Genomic DNA, 23,364 nt, shown 5'->3' with positions numbered 1-23,364 from the left:
TACCAGCGAAACCGCTGAGGGGACCGATGTCTTCGGGGATCGACGGCGGGCAGCTCGACCTGTCCGGGGTGCGGTGGCTGCCGGGTGGCGCCCGGCTGGCCGCCGTGGCCCAGGCGGAGCTGCCCCAGAAGGACGGCTTGGCCGCCGCGTTCTGCGGCCTGGCGGCGTTGCGCGCGGCCGGGCTCGACGTGCCCGACCAGGACGCCGTCGCGCTGGCCGCGGGCACCGTGCGCGGGCCGGTCTTCCGGCCGCCGGGCGAGGCGGGGCGGCCGGAGTTCCGGCTGCCGCTCCCGCACGTCGACGACCCGGCCGCGGCGGGCACCCGCGTCTCCGGCCTGGCGACGGCCATCGGCGCGCTTTCGCGCGACACTCTCACCGCCGTTCCGGTGACGGGGGAGTGGACCACCGAGACGCTCTTCGACCTCCTGGTCGGCCTGTGGGACGTGCCGCGCGTCGCGGTGATCGCCCGCGTCGACGGCGCCGAGCTCGGTGCCCACGACACCCCGGAACGCGCGCTGCTCGACTACCTCGACACCGGCGTCCCGCCGCTGTGGACGTCCCTCTGGCGCCCGCCCGGCGGTCACTTCGTGCTCCTGGCGGGCATCCGGATCGGCGCCGAGGGCACCCTGCTGTCCGTTGTGGACACTTACGCGTCGTTCGGGGACAACGGGATCCACGACCAGCCGGTCGAATGGGTGACGGCCGCGCTGGCCGGGCTGGGCGTGCTGGTCGTCGTCGACGCCGGCCAGGTGGCCGTGACGCGCGAGGCGGCGCGCGTCGCCGGCCTCACTCCGTCCTATTGGGACTGACTTCGGCGTCCGCGACCGCGAAGCGCGAGTGACGGCGGCCGTAGGCGAAGTAGATCACCAGCCCGATCACGAGCCACGCCGCGAACCGGATCCACGTCAGCACGTTGAGGTTCAGCGTCAGGTAGAAGCACGCCAGCGCCGCGAGGACCGGGACCACCGGGGAGAACGGCACCTTGAACGGCCGCTCCAGGTCGGGACGGCGGCGGCGCAGCACCGGGACCGCCACGGCCACGATGATCATCGCCGACAGCGCGCCGATGCTGACCATGTCGGCCAGCTCGGAGATCGGGACGAACGCCGCCAGCACGGCGATCAGCACCGCGCCGCCGATGGTCATCCGGTGCGGGGTGCCCCACTTCGGGTGCGCGGTCCCGAGCGCCTTCGGCAGCAGGCCGTCGCGGCCCATGGCGAAGCCGATCCGCCCGATCGTCACCAGCTCGACCATCATCACCGACGTCAGGCCGGTCACCGCGCCGAGCGAGATGAGCGCGCCGACCCAGTGCTGGCCGACCCGGTCGAACGCGTCGGCCAGCGGCGCGCCGGTGTCGATGTCGGTGAACGGGATCATGCCGGTCAGCACGATCGAGACGCCGATGTAGAGCAGGGCGCACACGCCGAGCGCGCCGAGGATGCCGACGCGGAGGTCCTTGCGCGGGTTCAGCGTCTCCTCGCCGAGGTTCGCGAGCGCCTCGAACCCGGTGTAGGCGAAGAACACGATGGCGGCGGCGGTGACCATGCCGGCCACGCCGTACACCGACTGCTCCAGCCCGAGCCCCGCCTGCACGAGCGGTTGCTCCAGCACCGTCGACCCGGCCGCCGGGGCCTGCGACGGCGGGATGAACGGCGTCAGGTTCGCGCCCTTCACGAAGAAGAGGCCGACCGCGAGCACCAGCACGCAGACCGCGACCTTCACGCACACCAGCAGGTTGGTCAGCCAGGCCGACTCCTTGATGCCGAGCACGGCGACCACGGTCAGGACGGCGATGATGAGCACCGCGCCGACGTTGACTTTCGCGTCCTCGCCGAACCAGTCCGGCGACAGCCCGAGCAGGTTCGCGAGGTAGCCGGACCAGCCGCGCGAAACCACCGCCGCGCCGAGCGCGAACTCCAGCAGCAGGTCCCAGCCGATGATCCAGGCGAACACCTCGCCGAGGGTGGCGAACGCGTAGGTGTAGGCGCTCCCGGCGGTCGGGACGCTGGACGCGAGCTCGGCGTAGCACAGGGCCGCGAGCCCGGCGACGACCGCGCCGAGCACGAACGACAGCGTCACCGACGGGCCGGCGTGCGTCTTCGCCTCGACGCCGGCGAGGGTGAAGATGCCGGTGCCGATGATGATCCCGATGCCGAAGCCGATCAGGTCGCGCCCGCGCAGGCGCCGCTTGAGCTCCCCGGATTCCTGGCGCTTCAGGACCTCGTCCACGTTCAACGTTCTCCGCACACCCATGAGGAGAAGTTAGAAGGTCACGAAGGTTTCCGCAGAACGGCTCCGGGGTGATGTCGGGCCCCGCGGATGGCGCGAACGGCCAGGCCCCGGAATGCTGGGCGCGTGCCCGACGAAATCCCCGCCCGCAGTGCCCTGCACCGCCTCGCCGACCGCTACGGCGTCGCCACCCGGTACGAGAACGCCGACCAGGTCTGGGTCGACGTCGAAGACGACGTCGTCGTCGCCGTCCTGGGCCAGTTCGGGGTCGACGCCACCAGCGACGCGGCCATCGCCCGGGCGCTCGACGTGCGCGAGACCCCCGGCAAGCTGCCGCCGACCGTCGTCGTCACGGAAGGCGCCACCCGGCCGCTGCCCGGCGACGCCGAGGTCGTCCTGGAAGACGGGAGCCGGCGGCCGGTGCGGGACGAGCTGCCCGGCGACCTGCCGCTCGGCTGGCACCGGCTGGTCACCGCCGACCAGGACGTCGTGCTCGCCGTCGTCCCCGCGAAGCTGCCCGACGTCCCGCCCGCCTGGGGCTGGATGCTGCAGCTCTACGCCCTGCATTCGGCCGGCTCCTGGGGCATCGGCGACTACGCCGACCTGCGGACCTTCGCCGCGCGGTCGGCTTCGGAGCTCGACGCGGGTGTGGTGCTGGTCAACCCCGTGCAGGCCTTCAGCCCCGCCCACCCGGTCGAACGGTCGCCCTACTCGCCGGCGAGCCGCCGCTTCGCGAACCCCCTCTACCTGCGGGTCTCCGACACCGAGACGTTCGCGAACGCCGACGCCGCGACGCGGGAGGCCGTCGAATCCCTGGCCCCGGACCGGGACGGCGAGCTGATCGACTACGACGCCGTCTGGACGGCGAAGCGCGCGGCCCTCGAACTGCTGTGGCCGCACCGCGTGGAGGAGGTACCCGGGGAACCGGACCTCCGGGACTTCGCCCTCTTCTGCGCTCTCGCCGAACAGCACGGCGCCGACTGGCGCGAGTGGCCGGAGCCACTGCGGGACCCCGCCGGACCCGAGGTCGAGAAGGCCCGCGAAGAGCTCGCGGAGCGCATCGGCTTCCACGCCTGGCTGCAGCACCTCTGCCGGGTACAGCTGGAGGCGGCCCGCACCGCCGCGCGCGAGGCCGGGATGAGCGTCGGGATCGTGCACGACCTGCCCGTCGGCGTGCACCCCGGCGGGGCCGACACCTGGGCCGTGCGGGACGTCTTCGCCGCCGACGTGCGGGTCGGCGCGCCGCCGGACGCCTTCAACCAGCAGGGCCAGGACTGGAACCTGCCGCCGTGGCGGCCGGACAAGCTCGCCGAGGCCGGGTACGCGCCCTTCCGGGACGTGATCCGCGGCGTCCTCCGCTACGCCGACGGCATCCGCGTCGACCACATCGCCGGGCTCTGGCGCCTGTGGTGGATCCCGCCGGGCGAGCCCGCCCACCGCGGCACGTACGTGCACTACGACGCCGAGGCCATGGTCGGCGTCCTCGCCCTCGAGGCGCACCGCGCGGGTGCGGTCGTCGTCGGCGAAGACCTCGGGACCGTCGAGGAGACCGTGACCGAGACCATGCACGAGCGCGGCATGCTCAGCTCGGCCGTGCTGTGGTTCGAACGCGACTGGGACGCTCCGGGCAAGCCGTTCACCCGCCCGGCCGAATGGGACCCCGAAGCCATGGCCAGCATCTCCACGCACGACCTGCCGACGGTCTCCGGCTGGCTGCGGGGCGAGCACGTCCGCGTCCGCGCCGAGCTGGGGCTGCTGGACCGCGGGGTCGACGCCGAGCGGGAGGCGGCCGCCGCCGAACGTGAAGCTTTGTTCGAACTCGTTGCGCGCGAAGGGATTCCGGACGACGACCCGGTCGTCGCCCTGCACACGCTGCTCGCGGAGGCCGCGTCGCGGCTGGTCCTGACGTCGCCCGCGGACGTGGCGGGCCAAGTGCGGCAGCCGAATCTGCCCGGAACCGTCGACCAGTACCCTAACTGGCGGATTCCCCTTCCCGTCAGCGTCGACGGCTTCTTCACCGCGAAGGGGGTGCGCGCCGCGGTGGCGCCGCTCGCGGCGGCGCGTCCGCTGCCCGGGTAACGGGTACTCCGGCGCACACGACTCTCGTCCGTCAGCACGGACGACCGGCACGACCCGAAAGCTCGAGGAGACCCCAGTGCGGCCCTGGCCCGGAACGCCCTATCCGCTCGGCGCCACCTACGACGGAGTCGGGACGAACTTCGCCCTGTTCTCCGAGGTGGCCGAGCGCGTCGAGCTGTGCCTGTTCGACGCCGAGGGCAACGAAACGCGGTACGCGCTCGAAGAGGTGGACGGCTTCGTCCACCACGGCTACCTGCTCAACGTCGGGCCCGGGCAGCGGTACGGCTTCCGCGTCCACGGCCCGTACGAGCCCGAGCGCGGACTGCGCTGCAACCCGAACAAGCTGCTCATCGACCCCTACGCGAAGGCCGTCTCGCACGGCGTGAAGTGGGACGAATCGCTGTTCGGCTACAAGTTCGCCAACCCGGAGGAGCGCAACGACGCCGACTCCGCGGGCCGCGTGCCGTATTCGCTGGTGGCGAACCCGTTCTTCGACTGGGGCAACGACCGCCAGCCGAAGCGGCCGTACAACGAGACGGTCATCTACGAGGCGCACGTCAAGGGCATGACCGTGAATCACCCGTTCGTGCCCGAGCAGCTGCGGGGCACGTACGCCGGCATGGCGCACCCCGCCGTCGTCGAGCACCTGCAGAAGCTCGGCGTGACGGCGGTGGAGCTGCTGCCGGTGCACCAGTTCGTCAGCGACCACGGCCTGGAGGAGAAGGGCCTGACGAACTACTGGGGGTACAACACGATCGGCTACTTCGCGCCGCACGACTCCTACGCCGCGATGCCCGGCGAGGGCGGGCAGGTCCAGGAGTTCAAGGGCATGGTCAAGGCCCTCCACGAAGCCGGCATCGAAGTGATCCTCGACGTGGTTTACAACCACACCGCCGAGGGCAACCATCTCGGGCCGACGCTGTCGATGCGGGGCATCGACAACGAGGCCTACTACCGGCTGGTGGAGGGGGAGCCCGAGTACTACATGGACTACACCGGCACCGGGAACTCCCTCAACGTCCGCAACCCGCACACCCTGCAGCTGATCATGGACTCGCTGCGGTACTGGGTGACGGAGATGCACGTCGACGGCTTCCGCTTCGACCTCGCCTCGGCGCTGGCGCGCGAGTTCTACGACGTCGACCGGCTGTCCACGTTCTTCGACCTGGTGCAGCAGGACCCGATCGTCAGCCAGGTGAAGCTGATCGCCGAGCCGTGGGACGTCGGTCCCGGTGGCTACCAGGTCGGCAACTTCCCGCCGCTGTGGACGGAGTGGAACGGGCAGTACCGCGACACCGTCCGCGACTTCTGGCGCGGCGAGCCCTCGACGCTCGGCGAGTTCGCCTCCCGCATCACCGGCTCCTCGGACCTCTACCAGGACGACGGCCGGCGCCCGTTCGCGTCGATCAACTTCGTCACCGCGCACGACGGCTTCACGCTGCGGGACCTGGTGTCCTACAACGAAAAGCACAACGAGGCCAACGGCGAGGGCGGCCGCGACGGCGCCGACGACAACCGGTCGTGGAACTGCGGGGTCGAGGGCGAGACCGACGACCCGGAGGTCAACGAGCTGCGCGCCCGCCAGCAGCGCAACATGCTGGCCACGCTGATGCTGTCCCAGGGTGTGCCGATGATCCTGCACGGGGACGAGTTCGGCCGGACCCAGCAGGGCAACAACAACGTCTACTGCCAGGACTCGAAACTGTCCTGGATGGACTGGGAACTGGCCAAGGACAACGCGGACCTGGTCAAGTTCACCGGCGGGCTCGGCGCGTTCCGGCACCGGCACCCGGTGTTCCGCCGCCGCCGGTTCTTCCAGGGCGGCCCGGTCGGCAAGGGCGACAAGCTCGGCGACATCGCCTGGTTCACCCCGGCCGGCGAGGAGATGACCGAGCAGAACTGGGACGACGGTTTCGGCAAGGCGGTCGTCGTCTTCCTCAACGGCCAGGCGATCCCCGACCTCGACCCGCGCGGCATGCACGTCGAGGACGACTCGTTCCTGCTCGCCTTCAACGCCCACTACGAGGACATCGACGCGAAGCTCCCGGGCAACGGCTACGGCCAGGCCTGGACCGTCGTCGTCGACACCGCGACGGGTGAGGTGGAGCAGGCCGACGCGAAGCCCATCGAAGGCGGCGGCCAGTTCACCCTGCCCGCCCGGTCCCTGATCGTCCTGCAGCGAACGGAGACGGAGCCCGCATGACGGTGCCGGAGTCGACCTACCGGGTGCAGCTGCGCCCGGAGTTCTCCTTCAGCGACGCGGCGGAGATCGTCGCCTACCTGCGTGACCTGGGCGTCGGCGCGCTCTACGCGTCGCCGGTGCTGGACGCGACGCCGGGCTCGACGCACGGCTACGACGTCGTCGACCCGACGCGCGCCCGGCCCGAGCTGGGCGGCGAAGACGCCCGGAAAACGCTGAGCGCGAGGCTGAAGGAGGCCGGGCTCGGCCTGGTCGTCGACATCGTGCCGAACCACATGTCGGTCGAGGTCCCGAAGGTGAACCGCTGGTGGTGGGACGTGCTCAAGCACGGCCGCGACTCCGAGTTCGCCGCGTTCTTCGACGTCGACTGGGCGCGCGCGCCGATCCTGCTGCCGGTGCTCGGCGAGGACGACGCGGTCGCCGAACTGACCGTCGAGGGCGACGAACTGGTCTACTACGACCACCGCTTCCCGCTCGCGCCCGGCACGGAAACCGGGACGCCGCAGGAGGTGCACGAGCGCCAGCACTACCGGCTGATCGGCTGGCGCCGCGGCAACGCCGAACTGAACTACCGCCGGTTCTTCGACATCACGAACCTCGCGGCGGTCCGCGTCGAGGACCCGACGGTGTTCGCCGAGACGCACGGGGAAGTCCTGCGCTGGGTCGCCGACGGCGACGTCACCGGCCTGCGCGTCGACCACCCGGACGGCCTGGCCGACCCGGGTGGCTACTTCCGCCGGCTGCGCGAGAACGCGCCGAACGCGTGGATCGTCGCGGAGAAGATCCTGCACCCGGGCGAGCCGCTGGCGCAGACCTGGCCGGTCCACGGCACCACCGGCTACGACGCGCTGCGCGAGGTCGCGGGCGTGTTCGTCGACCCGGCCGCCGAGCCCGGCTACACCGCGCTGGCCACCGAACTGGGTGTCAAGACGGGCTACCACCGCGTCGAGGCCGAGGCCCGGCGGCTGGTCACCGACCACATCCTGGTCGCCGAGGTCCGGCGGATCGCGGCGCTGCTGCCCGACGTCGACCCGGAGCAGGCCCGCCAGGCCGTCGCCGAGACCATGATCGCCTTCCCCGTCTACCGCTCCTACCTGCCCGAAGGCGCGGCGCACTGGGCGGCCGCGATCGCCGGGGCCCGCCAGGCCCGGCCGGACCTCGCCGACGCGCTGGTCCTCCTCGACGCCCACGTGACCAAGAACCCGGAAAGCGAACTGGCCACCCGGATCCAGCAGACGTCCGGCATGGTCGTGGCCAAGGGCACCGAGGACACGACGTTCTACCGCTACACCCGCTTCGCCGCGCTGAACGAGGTGGGCGGCAACCCGGACCGGTTCGGCCTCGGCGTCGAGGAGTTCCACCGCTTGGCGGCCGAGCGGGAAGCCGGATACCCGGCGTCGATGACGACGCTGACCACGCACGACACCAAGCGCTCGGAGGACACCCGCGCGCGGATGGCCGTGCTCGCGGAGGTGCCCGGCGAGTTCGCCGACGCCGTCCGCCGCTGGACCGCGCGCCGCGGGATCGACGAGCCCTCGCTGAACCTCCTGGCCTGGCAGACGCTGGTGTCGACCTGGCCGATCGAGCCCGCCCGGCTGCGGGACTACCTCGACAAGGCCGCCAAGGAGGCCAAGCTCCGGACCAGCTGGACCAGCCACGACGAGGCGTTCGAAGCCGACGTCGCCGCCTGGCCCGGGGACGTCATGGGCGACGGGGAGCTGGCGGGCGAGATCGAGGCGTTCGTCGCGCGCATCGAGCAGCCCGGCTACGCGAACTCCCTCGGCCAGAAGCTCGTCCAGCTGACCGCGCCCGGCGTCCCGGACGTCTACCAGGGCACCGAGTTGTGGGACTTCTCGCTGGTCGACCCGGACAACCGCCGCCCGGTGGACTACGCGGCCCGCCGCGAACAGCTGGCCCGGATCGCCGACGGCGAGCTGCCCGACGTCGACGCGTCGGGCGCGGCGAAGCTGCTGGTGGTCCACAAGGCGCTGCGCCTGCGGCGCGAACACCCGGCGCTGTTCCACGGCTACCGGCCGCTGCGCGCCGAAGGGGTCGCGGCGGAGCACTGCCTCGCCTACACGCGCGGCGCGGACCTGGCCGTCGCGGTGACGCGGCTGCCGATCGGCCTCGAAGCCGCCGGCGGCTGGCGCGACACGGTGCTGCCGCTGCCCGCCGGCGTCTGGACCGACGTCCTGACCGGCCGCGAGGTCACCGGCGACCTGGCGGCCCTGTTCGAGCGGTACCCCGTGGCGTTGCTGGTGCGAGGAGACGCATGAGGTTCGGCGTGTGGGCCCCGGCGGCCCAGCGGGTCCGGGTGAGCGTCGACGCGGGCGTGCACGAGATGACCGCCGGGGACGGCGGCTGGTGGCACGCCGACGCCGACGGCGTCAACTACGCCTTCCTGCTCGACGACTCCGGCGACCGCCTGCCCGATCCCCGGTCGAAGTGGCAACCGCACGGCGTGCACCAGGCGTCGCGCGTCTACGACCACGCCGAGTTCGAGTGGACCGACGACGCCTGGCACGGCCGCCAGCTGCCCGGCGGGGTCGTCTACGAGCTGCACATCGGCACCTTCACCGAGGGCGGCACGTTCGACGCCGCGATCGAGCGGCTCGAGCACCTGGTGGACCTCGGCATCACGCACGTCGAGGTGCTGCCGGTCAACTCCTTCGACGGCACCGCGGGCTGGGGCTACGACGGCGTCCTGTGGGGCGCCGTCCACGAGCCCTACGGCGGGCCGGACGGCTTCAAGCGGTTCGTCGACGCGGCCCACGCGCGGGGCCTGGCCGTGGTGCTGGACGTCGTCTACAACCACCTCGGGCCCTCGGGCGCGTACCTCGACCGGTTCGGGCCGTACTTCGCCGGGCAGAACGACTGGGGTCCCGGCCTCAACCTCGACGGCCCCGGCTCGGACGAGGTCCGCCGGTACGTCGTGGACAACGCGCTGAGCTGGTTCCGCGACTTCCACGTCGACGCCCTGCGCCTCGACGCCGTGCACGCGCTGCTCGACCGGCGCGCGACGCACCTGCTCGAACAGCTGGCCGTCGAGGTCGAGACGCTGTCGGCCGCGCTGAACCGGCCGCTGACGCTGATCGCCGAGTCCGACCTCAACGACCCCCGGCTGGTGACGCCGCGCGAGCGCGGCGGCTACGGCCTGCACGCCCAGTGGTCGGACGACTTCCACCACGCCCTGCACGTCAAGCTCACCGGCGAGACGGAGGGCTACTACACGGACTTCGCCGCGCCCGACGCGATCGAGCGGGTGCTGCGCGGGGTGTTCTTCCACGCCGGGACCTGGTCGTCGTTCCGGGAGCGGGCGCACGGCCGGCCCGTCGACACCCGCACCGTGCCCGGCCACCGGTTCCTCGCCTACCTGCAGGACCACGACCAGATCGGCAACCGCGCCACCGGGGACAGGCTGTCCGCGACGGTCTCGCCGGGACGGCTGGCCTGCGGCGCGGCGCTGCTGTTCTGCTCGCCGTTCACGCCGATGGTGTTCATGGGGGAGGAGTGGGCGGCGAGCACGCCGTGGCAGTTCTTCGCGTCCTTCCCGGACCCGGAGCTGGCCGAGGCCGTCCGCACGGGCCGCCGTCGCGAGTTCGCGCGGCACGGCTGGGGCGAGGCCGACGTGCCCGACCCGATGGACCCGGCGACCGTCGAGCGCTCCCGGCTCGACTGGGCCGAGGTCGAGCGCCCCGGTCACCGGGAGGTGCTGGAGCTGTACCGGGCGTTGATCCGGCTGCGCCGCGAACACCCGGAGCTGGCCGACCCGTGGCTCCCGGACCTGGGTGTCCGGACCGACGGTGACCTGCTGGTCCTCGACCGCGGCCGGCTCCGGCTGGCCGTCAACTTCGGCCCCGGGCCGGCGAGCACCGAGGCCGGGACCGTGCTGCTGGCCTGGGGCGGCGCGACGCCCGAGCTGCTGCCCCCGGAGAGTTTCGTTCTGGTCGAAACCCGATAACCGGACGGCACATCGCGCGCGAAACGACCGTTGTCTGGGACGATTCAGGAATGGCCACGCGACCCTCCACCCAGCACGTCCTCGCCGGACGCCCGTTTCCGCTCGGCGCCCACCCCGAGGCGGGCGGGGTGCGGTTCGCGATCACCTCGGCCGTCGCGGACGGCGTCGACCTGTGCCTGATCGACGCGGACGGGTCCGAGCGGCGGATCGCGCTCACCGAGCGCACCTTCGGCGTCTGGCACGGCCTGGTGCCCGGGGTGACGCCGGGGCAGCGGTACGGCTACCGGATCCACGGCCCGTACGACCCGGGCCGCGGGCTGCGCTGCAACCCGCACAAGCTGCTCGTCGACCCGTACGCGCGGCAGATCACCGGCGGGCTCACCGACCTGCGCGCGGCCCAGGGCTTCACCGGCGACCCCGAGCGCGGGCCGATGTCCACAGTGGACTCCCTGGGCAGCGTGCCGCTGTCGGTGGTGTCCTCGCCGGGCGGGCCGGACACCGGGACCAAGCCGGAGGTGCCGTTCGAGGAGGCGGTGATCTACGAGCTGCACGTCAAGGGGTTCACGAAGCGGCACCCGTTCATCCCCGAGGCGCTGCGCGGCACCTACCTCGGCCTGGCGCACCCGGTGGCGATCGAGTACCTGACCCGGCTCGGCGTCACGTCGGTGGAGCTGCTGCCGGTGCACTCGTTCCTCGACGAGCCGTCGCTGGTCCGGGCCGGGCGGCACAACTACTGGGGGTACTCGCCGCTCGGCTTCTTCGCGCCGCACGCGGCCTACGCCAGCGAGCCCGGCCACGAGGTCGAGGAGTTCCGGCTGATGGTGGCGGCCCTGCACGCGGCCGGCATCGAGGTGATCCTCGACGTCGTGTTCAACCACACCTGCGAGGGCGGGCCGGACGGGCCGACGCTGAGCTTCCGCGGGCTGAACGCGCCGGTGTACTACCTGCACACCGACCGCGGCCACATGGCCGACATCACCGGCTGCGGCAACACCCTGGAGGCCGGCTCGCCGACGGTGGTCCGGCTGGTCACCGACTCGCTGCGGTACTGGACGCAGGAGATGGGCGTCGACGGCTTCCGGTTCGACCTGGCCAGCACGCTCGGCCGGCCGCGCGGTGGAGCGTTCGACGACGCCTCGACGCTGCTCACCGCCATCACGACCGACCCGGTGCTTTCGCGGTGCAAGCTGATCGCCGAGCCGTGGGACGCCACCGGCGAGGGCTACCGCGTCGGCGGCTTCGGCGCCCAGTGGGCGGAGTGGAACGGCCGCTACCGCGACACGGTCCGTGACTTCTGGCGCGGCGCGACCGGCGTCCGGGACCTCGCCTACCGGCTGTCCGGCTCGTCGGACCTCTACGACCACAACCTGCGCCGGCCGTGGCAGTCGATCAACTTCGTCACCGCGCACGACGGCTTCACGCTGCGGGACCTGGTGTCCTACAACGAAAAGCACAACGAGGCCAACGGCGAGGACAACCGCGACGGCGGCAACGACAACCGCTCGTGGAACCACGGCGTCGAAGGCGAGACCGACGACCCGGCGATCCGCGAGCTGCGCGCGCGGCAGGTGCGGAACCTGTTCGCGACGCTGCTGCTGTCCACCGGCACCCCGATGGTCACCGCAGGTGACGAGTTCTGGCGGACCCAGGGCGGCAACAACAACGCCTACTGCCTCGACGACGAGACGTCCTGGCTGGACTGGACGCCGTCCGATGCCGAGGCCGAGGCGATGCTGACCTTCGCCCGCCGCGTCGTCCGGCTGCGGGCGAACAGCCCGGCGCTGCGGCAGCCGGAGTTCTTCGAAGGCCGGACGACGCCGACCGGCAAGCCCGACCTCGTCTGGTTCCGCCCGGACGGCGAGGAGTTCGGCGAGACCGACTGGTTCGAGGACCGGCACACGCTCGGCATGTGGATCGACGGGTCGAACAGCCAGGCCCGCAACCGCGACGGCGAGCTGGTGCCCGACCACTCGTGGCTGCTGTGGCTGCACGCGGGCGACGCGCCGGCCGAGGTCGTCCTGCCCGGCCGCGAGTACGGCGAGACGTTCAAGCCGACCCTCGACACGAGCACCGCCGACGGCAGCCCGGCCAACCCGGGCGTGCTGGAGGCCAAGAGCCGGGTGACGCTGCAGTCGCGGTCGCTCCTCCTGCTCCGCGCCCCCCGCCTGGCCGCGGACCCCGCACCCGAGCCCTACTGACGCGTACCCGTCGCTTTCCCGGGAAAGCGACGGGCCCGTGTGTCGTCCATTCGGGTACGGCTGTTCAGCGGCCGGGCCGCGCGCGAGGCTTCGCGCCGTCGTAACCCGCCGGACATCCGCCCGAAATTCGTTGCGGTGAAAGCGTTTCGCCCCCGCCGTCGTGGGTACCCGGGAAAAGAACCCTGCCTCGTAGGCGCTTGATCGAGTCAGGCAGACTGGCGCTGCCTGCGTCCAACCGACACACCGAGGGGCGTTGCCCATGACCGGCCGGCTCGGCATCGACGACGTCTCCCCCAGCGTGAGCTGTGGCCGGTATCCGGCCAAAGCCGTTGTGGGGGAACACATCCCGGTCACCGCGACCGTCTGGCGGGAAGGTCACGACGCCGTCGCGGCGACCGTCGCGTGGCGCGGCCCCGGCGACCGCCTGACCCGCCAGACGCGGATGGTGCCGCGCGGTCCCGACCACCCCGACGAGTTCGCCGCGGTGATCGTCCCCGACGCCACCGGCCTGTGGACCTACCGGATCGACGCGTGGGGCGACCCGTGGTCGACGTGGGAGCACGCCGTCGAGGTGAAGGTCGCCGCCGGGCAGGGGCCCGAAGACCTCGCCAACGACCTCGAGAACGGCGCCCGGCTGCTGGAGCGCGTCGCCCGCCGCCCCGACCGCCGGGCGGAGAAGGCCCAGCTGATGGGCGCGGTGACCGCGTTGCGCGACGAGGCGCTCGGTCTCGCCGAGCGCGTCGGCCCGGCCCTCGCGCCCGAGATCCGCCGGCTCATGCACGAGTTCCCGGTGCGGGACCTGATCACCAAGGGCAAGCCGCACAAAGTGTGGGTCGACCGCCGGCGCGCCGCGTTCGGGTCGTGGTACGAGCTGTTCCCCCGCTCCACCGGCGGGGTCGACGCCGAGGGCAAGGCCGTCCACGGCACCTTCACCACCGCCGCGGCCGCGCTCGACCGCGTCGCGAAGATGGGCTTCGACGTCGTCTACCTCCCGCCGATCCACCCGATCGGCCGGGTGAACCGCAAGGGCCCCAACAACACCCTCGACGCGCAGCCGCACGACGTCGGCTCGCCGTGGGCCATCGGCGCCGACGAGGGCGGGCACGACGCGATCCACCCCGACCTCGGCACCTTCGAGGACTTCGACGCCTTCGTAGCCCGCTCGGAAGAGCTGGGCATGGAGGTGGCGCTGGACTTCGCGTTGCAGGCCGCGCCCGACCACCCCTGGGTCCTGAAGAACCCGGAGTTCTTCACCACCCGACCGGACGGCTCGATCGCCTACGCCGAGAACCCGCCGAAGAAGTACCAGGACATCTACCCGATCAACTTCGACAACGACCCCAAGGCCGTCTACGAAGAGATGCTGCGGGTCCTGACGGTGTGGATCGAGCACGGGGTCAAGATCTTCCGGGTCGACAACCCGCACACCAAGCCGCCGGACTTCTGGGCCTGGCTGATCCAGTCGGTGAAGGACGCCCACCCGGACGTCCTCTTCCTGGCCGAGGCGTTCACCCGCCCGGCGCGGCTGTGGGGGCTGGCCCGGCTCGGCTTCACCCAGAGCTACACCTACTTCACCTGGCGCACCGGCAAGCAGGAGCTGATCGACTTCGCCGTCGACCTGCGCGAGCACTGGAACGAAGGCCGGCCGAACCTGTTCGTCAACACCCCGGACATCCTCCACGAGTCGCTGCAGCGCGGCGGTCCCGGCATGTTCGCGCTGCGGGCCGCGCTCGCCGCGACGATCTCGCCGACGTGGGGCGTCTACTCCGGCTACGAGCTGTTCGAGCACGTCCCGGTCCGCGAAGGCAGCGAGGAGTACCTCGACTCCGAGAAGTACCAGCTGCGCCCGCGCGACTTCGAGCGCGCGCTCGCCGAGGGCCGTTCGCTGGAGCCGTGGATCGCGAAGCTGAACGCCGTCCGCCGCGCGCACCCGGCGCTGCAGCAGATGCGCACCCTGCACTTCCACCACGTCGACAACGACGCGCTGCTGGCCTACTCCAAACAGGACCCGGCCACCGGCGACACGGTCGTCACCGTCGTGACCCTCGACCCGTACGGACCGCAGGAGGGCACGCTGTGGCTCGACACGGCGGCGCTCGGGTTCGAGGCGCACGAACGGCTGATCGCGCACGACGAGGTCACCGGCGACACGTGGGACTGGGGCCAGGCGAACTACGTCCGGCTCGAACCGTGGCGCGCGGTGGCGCACGTGGTGTCGGTCCGGCGGCGGCTGGCCGGCTAGCAGGGAAGGAACGGATCGAGGGACTGAGGTGGAACAGATGGCGGAGGAAGCCCGCCCCGACGCGGCGCTCGGGCTGGACGGCGTGCCGCACACCGGTGAGGCGATGACGGCCGACGGGATGCTCGTCGAACCCCAGGCCGAGGACTTCCGCTCGGCGCAGCAGGCGCCCAGCAACCCGGAGTGGTTCAAGGGCGCGGTGTTCTACGAGGTGCTGGTGCGCGCGTTCGCCGACTCCAACGGCGACGGCACCGGCGACCTGCGCGGCCTGGCCGGCCGGCTCGACTACCTGGCCTGGCTCGGCGTCGACTGCCTGTGGCTGCCGCCGTTCTACGCGTCGCCGTTGCGCGACGGTGGCTACGACATCAGCGACTTCCGCGCGGTGCTGCCGGAGTTCGGCAGCGTCGAGGACTTCGTGTTCCTGCTGAACGAGGCGCACCGGCGGGGCATCCGGGTGATCACCGACCTGGTGCTCAACCACACCTCGGACGCGCACCCGTGGTTCCAGCAGTCCCGCAACGACCCCGACGGCCCGTACGGCGACTACTACGTGTGGAGCGACGACGACTCCCGCTACGCCGACGCGCGGATCATCTTCGTCGACACCGAGACGTCGAACTGGACCTACGACCCGGTGCGCGGCCAGTTCTACTGGCACCGGTTCTTCTCCCACCAGCCCGACCTGAACTTCGAGAACCCCGACGTCCAGAACGCGATGATCGACACCCTCCGGTTCTGGCTCGACCTGGGCATCGACGGGTTCCGCCTCGACGCCGTGCCGTACCTGTTCGAGCAGGAGGGCACCAACTGCGAGAACCTGCCGCGCACGCACGAGTTCCTCAAGCGCTGCCGCAAGGTCGTCGACGACGAGTACCCGGGCCGGATCCTGCTGGCCGAGGCGAACCAGTGGCCCTCGGACGTCGTCGAGTACTTCGGCGACCCGGCGGTCGGCGGCGACGAGTGCCACATGGCGTTCCACTTCCCACTGATGCCGCGGATCTTCATGGCGGTGCGCCGCGAGTCGCGGTTCCCGATCTCGGAGATCCTCACCCAGACCCCGGAGATCCCCAGCGGCACCCAGTGGGGCATCTTCCTGCGCAACCACGACGAGCTGACCCTCGAGATGGTCACCGACGAAGAGCGCGACTACATGTACACCGAGTACGCCAAAGACCCGCGGATGAAGGCGAACATCGGCATCCGCCGCCGGCTGGCGCCGCTGCTGGACAACGACCGCAACCAGCAGGAGCTCTTCACCGCGATGCTGCTGTCCCTGCCGGGCTCGCCCGTTCTGTACTACGGTGACGAGATCGGCATGGGAGACAACATCTGGCTCGGCGACCGCGACGCGGTGCGCACCCCCATGCAGTGGACCCCGGACCGCAACGCCGGGTTCTCCAGCTGCGACCCGGGCCGGATCTACCTGCCGGTGATCATGGACCCGGTCTACGGCTACCAGGGCCTGAACGTCGAGGCGCAGTCCAACAACGCTTCTTCCCTCCTCAACTGGACCCGGCGGATGATCGAGGTGCGCAAGCAGCACCACGCGTTCGCCGAGGGCGAGTTCGTCGACCTCGGCGGGTCCAACCCGAGTGTGCTGGCCTACAAGCGCCAGTGGCGGCGCCCGGACGGCGGCGAAGACGTCGTGCTCTGCGTCAACAACCTCTCCCGGTTCCCGCAGCCGGTGGAGCTGGATCTGTCCGCGCACCGCGGGTGCACGCCGGTGGAGCTCACCGGCGGCGTGCGGTTCCCCAGCATCGGGGACCTGTCGTACCTGCTGACGCTGCCGGGGCACGGCTTCTACTGGTTCCAGCTGACGAGCCCGGGAGACGAAGGCGAAACGAGGTGAGTCCCTTGTCCGACCCGCGTGAGCTGGTCGACGACCTGGCCGAGGACCTGAAGCGCTGGCTGCCGGAGCAGCGCTGGTTCGCCGGCAAGGACCGGCCGGTGACCGGCGTCCGGCCGCTCGGGGTGACGGAGCTGGTCTCCGGTGATCCGCAGCTGCTGCACGTCGTCATCGAGGTCGCGCAGGACGACCGGCGCGAGCCCTACCAGCTGCTCGTGGGCCGGCGGACGCACCCGCCGGAGATCGCCTCGACCAGCTGGATCGGCGCCGTCGGCGACCTCAACGCGTACGAGGCGTCCGGGGACCTGGACCTCACCGGGGTGCTGCTGGACCTGGTGGCCCGCGAAGAAACCGTCGGCTCGCTCGTCTTCGAGCACGAGCCCGGCGTGGAGCTCGAGACCGGCCTGCGGGCGCGGCCGATCACGTCCGAGCAGAGCAACACCTCCCTGGTCTACAGCGGGCAGTACATCCTCAAGCTGTTCCGGAAGCTGACGCCGGGCAAGAACAAGGACCTGCTGCTGCACCGCGCGCTGCAGGGCGTCGGGTCCAAGCACATCGCGCAGGTGCTCGGCTCGATCACCGGCGACCTCGACGGCGAGCCGACCACGGTCGGCATGCTCCAGCAGTTCGTCGCGGACGCGGTCGACGGCTGGGCGATGGCCACCACCAGCGTCCGCGACCTGATGGCCGCGCCGGAACTGCACGCCGAGGAGGTCGGCGGCGACTTCGCCGGCGAGGCCGAACGGCTCGGGCGCGCCGTCGCCGAGGTGCACGCGGACCTGGCCGAGGCGCTCGGCACGGAAACCGTCGACGCCGAGGAGCTGGAGCGCACGACGAAGGCGATGGTCGCCCGGCTCGACGCGACCGCCGCCCGGGTGCCGGAGCTGGCCGCGCACGCCCCGGCGCTGCGGGCGGCGTTCGACCGGCTGCGCGCGCTGCCCGCGGGCGCGGTGACCATGCAGTACATCCACGGCGACCTGCACTTGGGCCAGGTGCTGCGGACGGTCACCGGCTGGCTGCTGATCGACTTCGAGGGCGAGCCGGCGGCCCCGGTCGAGGAACGCCACGCGCTGCGGTCGCCGTTGCGCGACGTGGCGGGCATGCTGAGGTCGTTCGACTACGCGGCCCAGCAGATGCTGGTCGGCCAGCCGGACGAGCCGGCGCTGGCCGAGCGGGCCCTGGAGTGGTCGCACCGCAACCGGGCGGCGTTCTGCGAGGGCTACGCGGCGGTCGCGGCGGACCCGCGCGAACAGGGCGAGCTGCTGCGCGCCTTCGAACTGGACAAGGCGGTCTACGAGGTGGGCTACGAACACGCGAACCGGCCCGACTGGCTGGGTATCCCGCTCGCCTCGATCGCCCGGATCACCGACGGAGAGGGATGACGCCGTGAACGCGGTTCCGGAAGGCCTCCCGGCCGCGGCCCCGCCGGCGGCCGACATCGACCGGCTGCTCGCCGGGTCGCACCACGACCCGCACTCGGTGCTGGGCGTGCACGCGGCCGGCAAGGGTTTCGTCGCGCGGGCGCTGCTGCCCGGCGCCAAGGCCGTCACGCTGCTCGCGGGCGAGCACCGGTACCCGATGGAGCCGGTGATCGACGCGCTGTTCGCCGTAGCGGTGCCCGAGCACCCCGGCGACTACCGGCTGGAAGTCGACTACGACGGGCACACCGTCACCACCGACGACCCGTACCGCTGGCTGCCCACGGTCGGCGAGCTGGACCTGCACCTGATCGGCGAGGGCCGGCACGAGCGGCTCTGGGAGGCGCTGGGCGCGCACGTCCGGTCCTACGAAACGCCCGGCGGCGTCGTCGCGGGGACGTCGTTCGCCGTGTGGGCGCCCAACGCGCGGGGCATCCGCGTGATCGGCGACTTCAACGGCTGGGACGGGCGCGGCCACGCGATGCGCTCGCTCGGTTCGTCCGGCATCTGGGAGCTGTTCGTGCCGGGCGTCGGCGTCGGCACCTGCTACAAGTTCCGGATCCTCGGCGCCGACGGAAACTGGCACGAGAAGGCGGACCCGATGGCGTTCGCCACCGAGCAGCCGCCGGCGACGGCTTCGGTCGTCACCGCCTCGGGGCACCTGTGGGACGACGGCGTGTGGGTCGCCCAGCGCGAAGCGACCGACTGGTCCGCGGCGCCGATGAGCGTCTACGAGGTGCACCTCGGCTCGTGGCGGCCGGGGCTGGACTACCGCGAGCTGGCCGACCAGCTCGGCGACTACCTGCTCGAGACGGGCTTCACGCACGTCGAGCTGCTGCCGGTGTCGGAGCACCCGTTCGGCGGCTCGTGGGGCTACCAGGTGACGTCGTACTACGCGCCGACGTCGCGGTTCGGCTCACCGGACGACTTCCGCTACTTCGTCGACCGGCTGCACCAGCGGGGGATCGGCGTGCTCGTCGACTGGGTGCCCGCGCACTTCCCGAAGGACAGCTGGGCGCTGGCCAGGTTCGACGGCACCGCGCTGTACGAGCACGCGGACCCGCGCCGCGGCGAGCAGCCCGACTGGGGCACGCTCGTGTTCGACTTCGGCCGCAACGAGGTCCGCAACTTCCTCGTGGCCAACGCGCTGTACTGGATCGAGGAGTTCCACCTCGACGGCCTGCGCGTCGACGCCGTCGCTTCGATGCTGTACCTGGACTACTCCCGCAACGAAGGGGAGTGGCTGCCGAACCAGTACGGCGGCCGGGAAAACCTGGACGCGGTGAAGTTCCTGCAGGAGCTGAACGCGACCGTCTACAAGCGACACCCGGGCATCGTGATGGTGGCCGAGGAGTCGACGGCCTGGCCGGGCGTCACGCGCCCGACGCACCTGGGCGGCCTCGGGTTCGGCTTCAAGTGGAACATGGGCTGGATGCACGACACGCTCCGGTACCTGTCGCACGAGCCGATCCACCGCGCCTACCACCACAACGAGATGACGTTCTCGTTGGTGTACGCGTGGAGCGAGAACTTCGTGCTGCCGCTTTCGCACGACGAAGTGGTGCACGGCAAGGGATCCCTGTGGGGCCGGATGCCGGGTGACGCCTGGAACAAGGCGGCCGGGCTGCGGTCGTTGCTGGCGTTCATGTGGGCGCACCCGGGCAAGCAGCTGCTGTTCATGGGCGGCGAGTTCGGTCAGGAGGGGGAGTGGTCGGAGCAGCGCTCGCTCGACTGGCACCTGCTGGAGGAGCCGTTGCACCGCGGCGTCCAGGACCTGCTGCGCTCGCTGAACGCGGTCTACCGGTCGACGCCGGCGTTGTTCAGCCAGGACACGTCCCCGGACGGCTTCCGCTGGATCGACGCGAACGACTCGAGCGGCAACGTGCTGAGCTTCCTGCGCATCGGCGCCGACGGCTCCCGGCTGGCGTGCGTCGCGAACTTCGCGGGCGTCCCGCACCACGACTACCGGGTCGGCCTGCCGTCAGCGGGCCGCTGGCTCGAGGTGGTCAACACGGACGCGGAGATCTACGGCGGCTCGGGCGTCGGCAACCTGGGCGCGGTGGAAGCGACGGAGGAGCCGTGGCACGGCCAGCCGGCCTCGGCAGTCCTCCAGCTGCCCCCGGCCGGAGTGCTCTGGCTGACCGAGGAGACCCCGGAGCCCCTCGACCTCCCGTAACGAACGGGGCATCTCGCGTGTCCCGAGAGGCATCACGCGTGATGGGGCGGGCATCAGGCGAGATGCCTCTCCAGTCACGCGAGGTGCCCGCGCAATCACGCGAGATGCCCCGGCAATCACGCGAAAAGCCCTCCGCATAGTGGGGGCCGCGGGCTTACCATTTCCGCATGGACGGCGCCGGAGGCGTCCTCGCGAACCTGATCCTCTTCGCCGTGGTCTGCATCGCGCCCACGGTGCTGTTCTGGTGCGCGCTGCGCGTCCCGAAGCTGGTCCGCTGGATCGGCGAGAAGCGCGCGAAGCCCCTCCCGGAAGGCCCGCCGATCGAGCGTGTCGCCGCGGACCTGCGGCGAGTGCACCGGCTGCTGGCGGGCTACCCGTCGGGCACCCCGGCCGCGCGGCGCCTCGGCACGCGCCAGGCCTACGACGAGCTGCTCACCCAGGCGTGCCGCCAGATGGACGTCCAGCACCGGCTCGCCGAGCTGCCCGAGGGCATGGACCGCGAAATCGAACGCCTGCGCGTCGAGGAATCGTTGCGGGAGCGCGGTCTCGCCGTTCCGTGAGGTCCGAAGTGGACACAAGAAAACCCCGCCACCGGAGTAACGGGGTTTCCCTGGAACGAACTCAGTCGAGGTAGTCGCGCAGGACCTGCGACCGCGACGGGTGGCGCAGCTTCGACATCGTCTTCGACTCGATCTGCCGGATGCGCTCACGGGTGACCCCGTACACCTGGCCGATCTCGTCGAGCGTGCGCGGCTGGCCGTCCGTGAGGCCGAAGCGCAGCCGGACCACGCCTGCCTCGCGCTCGGACAGTGTCTGCAGCACCGACTGGAGCTGGTCCTGCAGCAGCGTGAACGACACCGCGTCCACCGCGACGACCGCTTCGGAGTCCTCGATGAAGTCACCGAGCTGCGAGTCGCCCTCGTCACCGATCGTCTGGTCGAGCGAGATCGGCTCACGCGCGTACTGCTGGATCTCCAGGACCTTCTCCGGGGAGATGTCCATTTCCTTGGCGAGCTCCTCGGGCGTCGGCTCGCGGCCGAGGTCCTGCAGGAGTTCGCGCTGTATGCGGCCGAGCTTGTTGATGACCTCGACCATGTGCACCGGGATGCGGATGGTGCGGGCCTGGTCGGCCATCGCGCGGGTGATCGCCTGGCGGATCCACCACGTGGCGTACGTCGAGAACTTGTAGCCCTTGGTGTAGTCGAACTTCTCCACCGCGCGGATCAGGCCGAGGTTGCCCTCCTGGATCAGGTCCAGGAACGCCATGCCGCGGCCGGTGTAGCGCTTGGCCAGCGACACCACGAGCCGGAGGTTCGCCTCCAGCAGGTGGTTCTTGGCGCGCTCGCCGTCACGCACGATCCACTTGAGATCGCGGCGCATCTGGGTGACGAGCTTCTCGCCCTCCTCCTCGGCGGTGCGCACGCGCTCGGCGGCGTAGAGCCCGGCCTCGATCCGCTTGGCGAGCTCCACCTCCTCCTCGGCGTTCAGCAGCGCGACCTTGCCGATCTGCTTGAGGTAGGCGCGGACGGAGTCGGCCGACGCGGTGAGCTCGGCGTCCTTGCGCGCCTGGCGCAGGGCCTCGGACTCCTCCTCGTCCCAGACGAAGTCCGGGTTGTCGGAGCCGCTCTTGGCCTTGTCGGCCGCCGCGCCGCGGCGGCGCTGCGCCGGCGTCTCCTCGTCGGAGTCGTCGTCGTCATCGTCGTCGTCGGCCGAGTCGGTGTCCGGCTCGTCGTTGACCGTCTCGTCGACGACGTCGACCTCGACCTCTTCCAGGTCCGACAGGTCGGGCGAGTCGAGTTCCGGCTCGTCGAGCTCGCCGGGACCGTCCGGCTCGCCGTCTTCGGTCTTCGCGCCCTTGGTCGCGGCCTTCTTCGCCGGGGCCTTCTTGGCCGGGGCCTTCTTGGCGGTGGTGGTCTTGCGGGCCGCTGGCTTCGCCGTCCCGGTGGCTGCCTCTTCGGCCGGCTCGCCGGCTGCGGTCGCGGTCTTCGTCCCGCCTCGGGTTGCGGTTCTTGCGGCTGCCACTTACGCCCTTTCGCAGCGGTCGATCATGACGAGCAACGGCACGGGTGCCACTGCTGCCTCACATTCGGGGATCACGCCTCGGCCTGCGGTTTTGGCCTCCGCAGCCGTGGGCCGTGTTCCATTGTAACGACGGTACGCGCATGCGTCGCGAAGCGATCACCCTCCGGCCCGCTTCGGCGCCCTGATCGGGACCTGATCTAGTGCTCGATGCCCTCCGCCGCGGCCGCCGCGGCACCGACGATCCCGGCGTTGTTCTGGAGCGTCGCGACCAGCACCGGAGTGCGGATGTCCAGCAGCGGCACCCATTTCTCGGCCTTCTTGCTGACCCCGCCGCCGACGATGAACAGATCCGGCCAGATCAGGTTTTCGAGCACGGTCAGATAACGGTGGACCCGCTTGGCCCATTCGGGGTAGGAGAGGCCTTCGTTGTCCTTCACCGAGGCGGCCGCGCGCTTCTCCGCGTCGTGGCCGTCGATCTCCAGGTGCCCGAACTCGGTGTTCGGGACGAGCTTGCCGTCCTGGAACACCGCGCTGCCGATGCCGGTGCCGAAGGTGAGCAGCGCGGTGACGCCCTTGCGCGCGACCGGGTCGCCGAAGCGGATCTCCGCCATGCCCGCGGCGTCCGCGTCGTTGAGCATCGCGATCTGCTCGATGTCCCGGCCGAGGCGCTTGGCGAAGAGCGCGTCGGCGTCCGTGCCGATCCACTGCTTGTCGATGTTGGCCGCGGTGTGCGCGACGCCCTTCTTCACGACGGCCGGCAGCGTCACGCCGACCGGGCCGTCCCAGCCCGCCTGCGTCACGACGTCGTGCACGACGTCCGCCACCGCCGACGGGGTCGACGGCTTCGGCGTCTCGATCCGGATCCGGTCGCCGATGAGCTGCCCCTTGTCCAGGTCGACCAAGGCGCCCTTGATCCCGCTGCCGCCGATGTCGATGCCGAAACCTCGGCGGGTCGCCTCCACCACGGACGTGGTCCCTTCTCGCACGATTCAGAAG

Annotated in this window: 14 protein-coding genes; 11 read left to right on the top strand and 3 right to left on the bottom strand. The window is 71.3% G+C overall.

All coding sequences use genetic code 11. From position 1 onward, the window contains the following. The first annotated feature begins 26 nt into the window (after window positions 1-26). Complete coding sequence (locus ACYVLJ_RS13845) at window positions 27-809, top strand: DUF6885 family protein (protein WP_460438899.1); 783 nt, start codon at window positions 27-29, stop codon at window positions 807-809. Here the strand turns inward: ACYVLJ_RS13845 and ACYVLJ_RS13840 are convergent. Further along, the gene (locus ACYVLJ_RS13840; protein WP_460439134.1) at window positions 787-2,229 is read right to left on the bottom strand and encodes an APC family permease; all 1,443 of its coding nucleotides are present in this window, start codon (window positions 2,227-2,229) and stop codon (window positions 787-789) included. The two genes, ACYVLJ_RS13845 and ACYVLJ_RS13840, sit on opposite strands and share 23 nt — an antisense overlap. A 126-nt stretch (window positions 2,230-2,355) precedes the next feature. Here ACYVLJ_RS13840 and malQ point away from each other — a divergent pair, with 126 nt between their 5' ends. The 10 genes from malQ (at window position 2,356) to ACYVLJ_RS13790 (ending at window position 20,906) form a co-directional block, all read left to right on the top strand. Further along, complete coding sequence (gene malQ / locus ACYVLJ_RS13835; protein WP_460438898.1) at window positions 2,356-4,308, top strand: 4-alpha-glucanotransferase; 1,953 nt, start codon at window positions 2,356-2,358, stop codon at window positions 4,306-4,308. Window positions 4,309-4,384: 76 nt separating this feature from the next. Continuing rightward, window positions 4,385-6,511 carry a glycogen debranching protein gene (gene glgX / locus ACYVLJ_RS13830; RefSeq protein WP_460438897.1) on the top strand — a complete coding sequence of 709 codons (2,127 nt, stop codon included), beginning with the start codon at window positions 4,385-4,387 and terminating at the stop codon, window positions 6,509-6,511. After that, window positions 6,508-8,784, top strand: coding sequence for a malto-oligosyltrehalose synthase (gene treY / locus ACYVLJ_RS13825; RefSeq protein WP_460438896.1), 2,277 nt, complete (start codon window positions 6,508-6,510; stop codon window positions 8,782-8,784). Before glgX (ACYVLJ_RS13830) ends, treY begins: the two co-directional genes overlap by 4 nt. Further along, window positions 8,781-10,469 carry a malto-oligosyltrehalose trehalohydrolase gene (gene treZ, locus ACYVLJ_RS13820; protein ID WP_460438895.1) on the top strand — a complete coding sequence of 563 codons (1,689 nt, stop codon included), beginning with the start codon at window positions 8,781-8,783 and terminating at the stop codon, window positions 10,467-10,469. Before treY ends, treZ begins: the two co-directional genes overlap by 4 nt. A 50-nt stretch (window positions 10,470-10,519) precedes the next feature. Next, window positions 10,520-12,667, top strand: coding sequence for a glycogen debranching protein GlgX (gene glgX / locus ACYVLJ_RS13815; protein WP_451973453.1), 2,148 nt, complete (start codon window positions 10,520-10,522; stop codon window positions 12,665-12,667). A gap of 259 nt (window positions 12,668-12,926) precedes the next feature. Continuing rightward, window positions 12,927-14,909, top strand: coding sequence for a maltotransferase domain-containing protein (locus tag ACYVLJ_RS13810; RefSeq protein WP_460438894.1), 1,983 nt, complete (start codon window positions 12,927-12,929; stop codon window positions 14,907-14,909). Window positions 14,910-14,946: 37 nt separating this feature from the next. Then, the gene (treS, locus tag ACYVLJ_RS13805) at window positions 14,947-16,755 is read left to right on the top strand and encodes a maltose alpha-D-glucosyltransferase (protein WP_451973450.1); all 1,809 of its coding nucleotides are present in this window, start codon (window positions 14,947-14,949) and stop codon (window positions 16,753-16,755) included. Window positions 16,756-16,760: 5 nt separating this feature from the next. Continuing rightward, the gene (locus tag ACYVLJ_RS13800; RefSeq protein ID WP_451973449.1) at window positions 16,761-18,134 is read left to right on the top strand and encodes a maltokinase N-terminal cap-like domain-containing protein; all 1,374 of its coding nucleotides are present in this window, start codon (window positions 16,761-16,763) and stop codon (window positions 18,132-18,134) included. A gap of 4 nt (window positions 18,135-18,138) precedes the next feature. Next, the gene (glgB, locus tag ACYVLJ_RS13795; RefSeq protein WP_460438893.1) at window positions 18,139-20,346 is read left to right on the top strand and encodes a 1,4-alpha-glucan-branching protein; all 2,208 of its coding nucleotides are present in this window, start codon (window positions 18,139-18,141) and stop codon (window positions 20,344-20,346) included. Window positions 20,347-20,513: 167 nt separating this feature from the next. Beyond that, on the top strand, window positions 20,514-20,906 hold the full coding sequence (locus ACYVLJ_RS13790) for a hypothetical protein (RefSeq protein ID WP_451973446.1): 393 nt from the start codon (window positions 20,514-20,516) through the stop codon (window positions 20,904-20,906). 61 nt (window positions 20,907-20,967) lie between these two features. On the opposite strand, the gene ACYVLJ_RS13785 is transcribed toward ACYVLJ_RS13790, so the two are convergent. Together ACYVLJ_RS13785 and ppgK are read right to left on the bottom strand one after the other, a co-directional pair. Next, window positions 20,968-22,368 carry an RNA polymerase sigma factor gene (locus ACYVLJ_RS13785; protein WP_451973445.1) on the bottom strand — a complete coding sequence of 467 codons (1,401 nt, stop codon included), beginning with the start codon at window positions 22,366-22,368 and terminating at the stop codon, window positions 20,968-20,970. A gap of 197 nt (window positions 22,369-22,565) precedes the next feature. Then, the gene (gene ppgK, locus ACYVLJ_RS13780; protein ID WP_451974281.1) at window positions 22,566-23,333 is read right to left on the bottom strand and encodes a polyphosphate--glucose phosphotransferase; all 768 of its coding nucleotides are present in this window, start codon (window positions 23,331-23,333) and stop codon (window positions 22,566-22,568) included. Window positions 23,334-23,364: the final 31 nt, after the last annotated feature.

The organism is Amycolatopsis stemonae (assembly GCF_054781455.1).
Note: the sequence above shows the minus strand (reverse complement) of the source record. Positions and strands in the feature narration are given on the sequence as shown.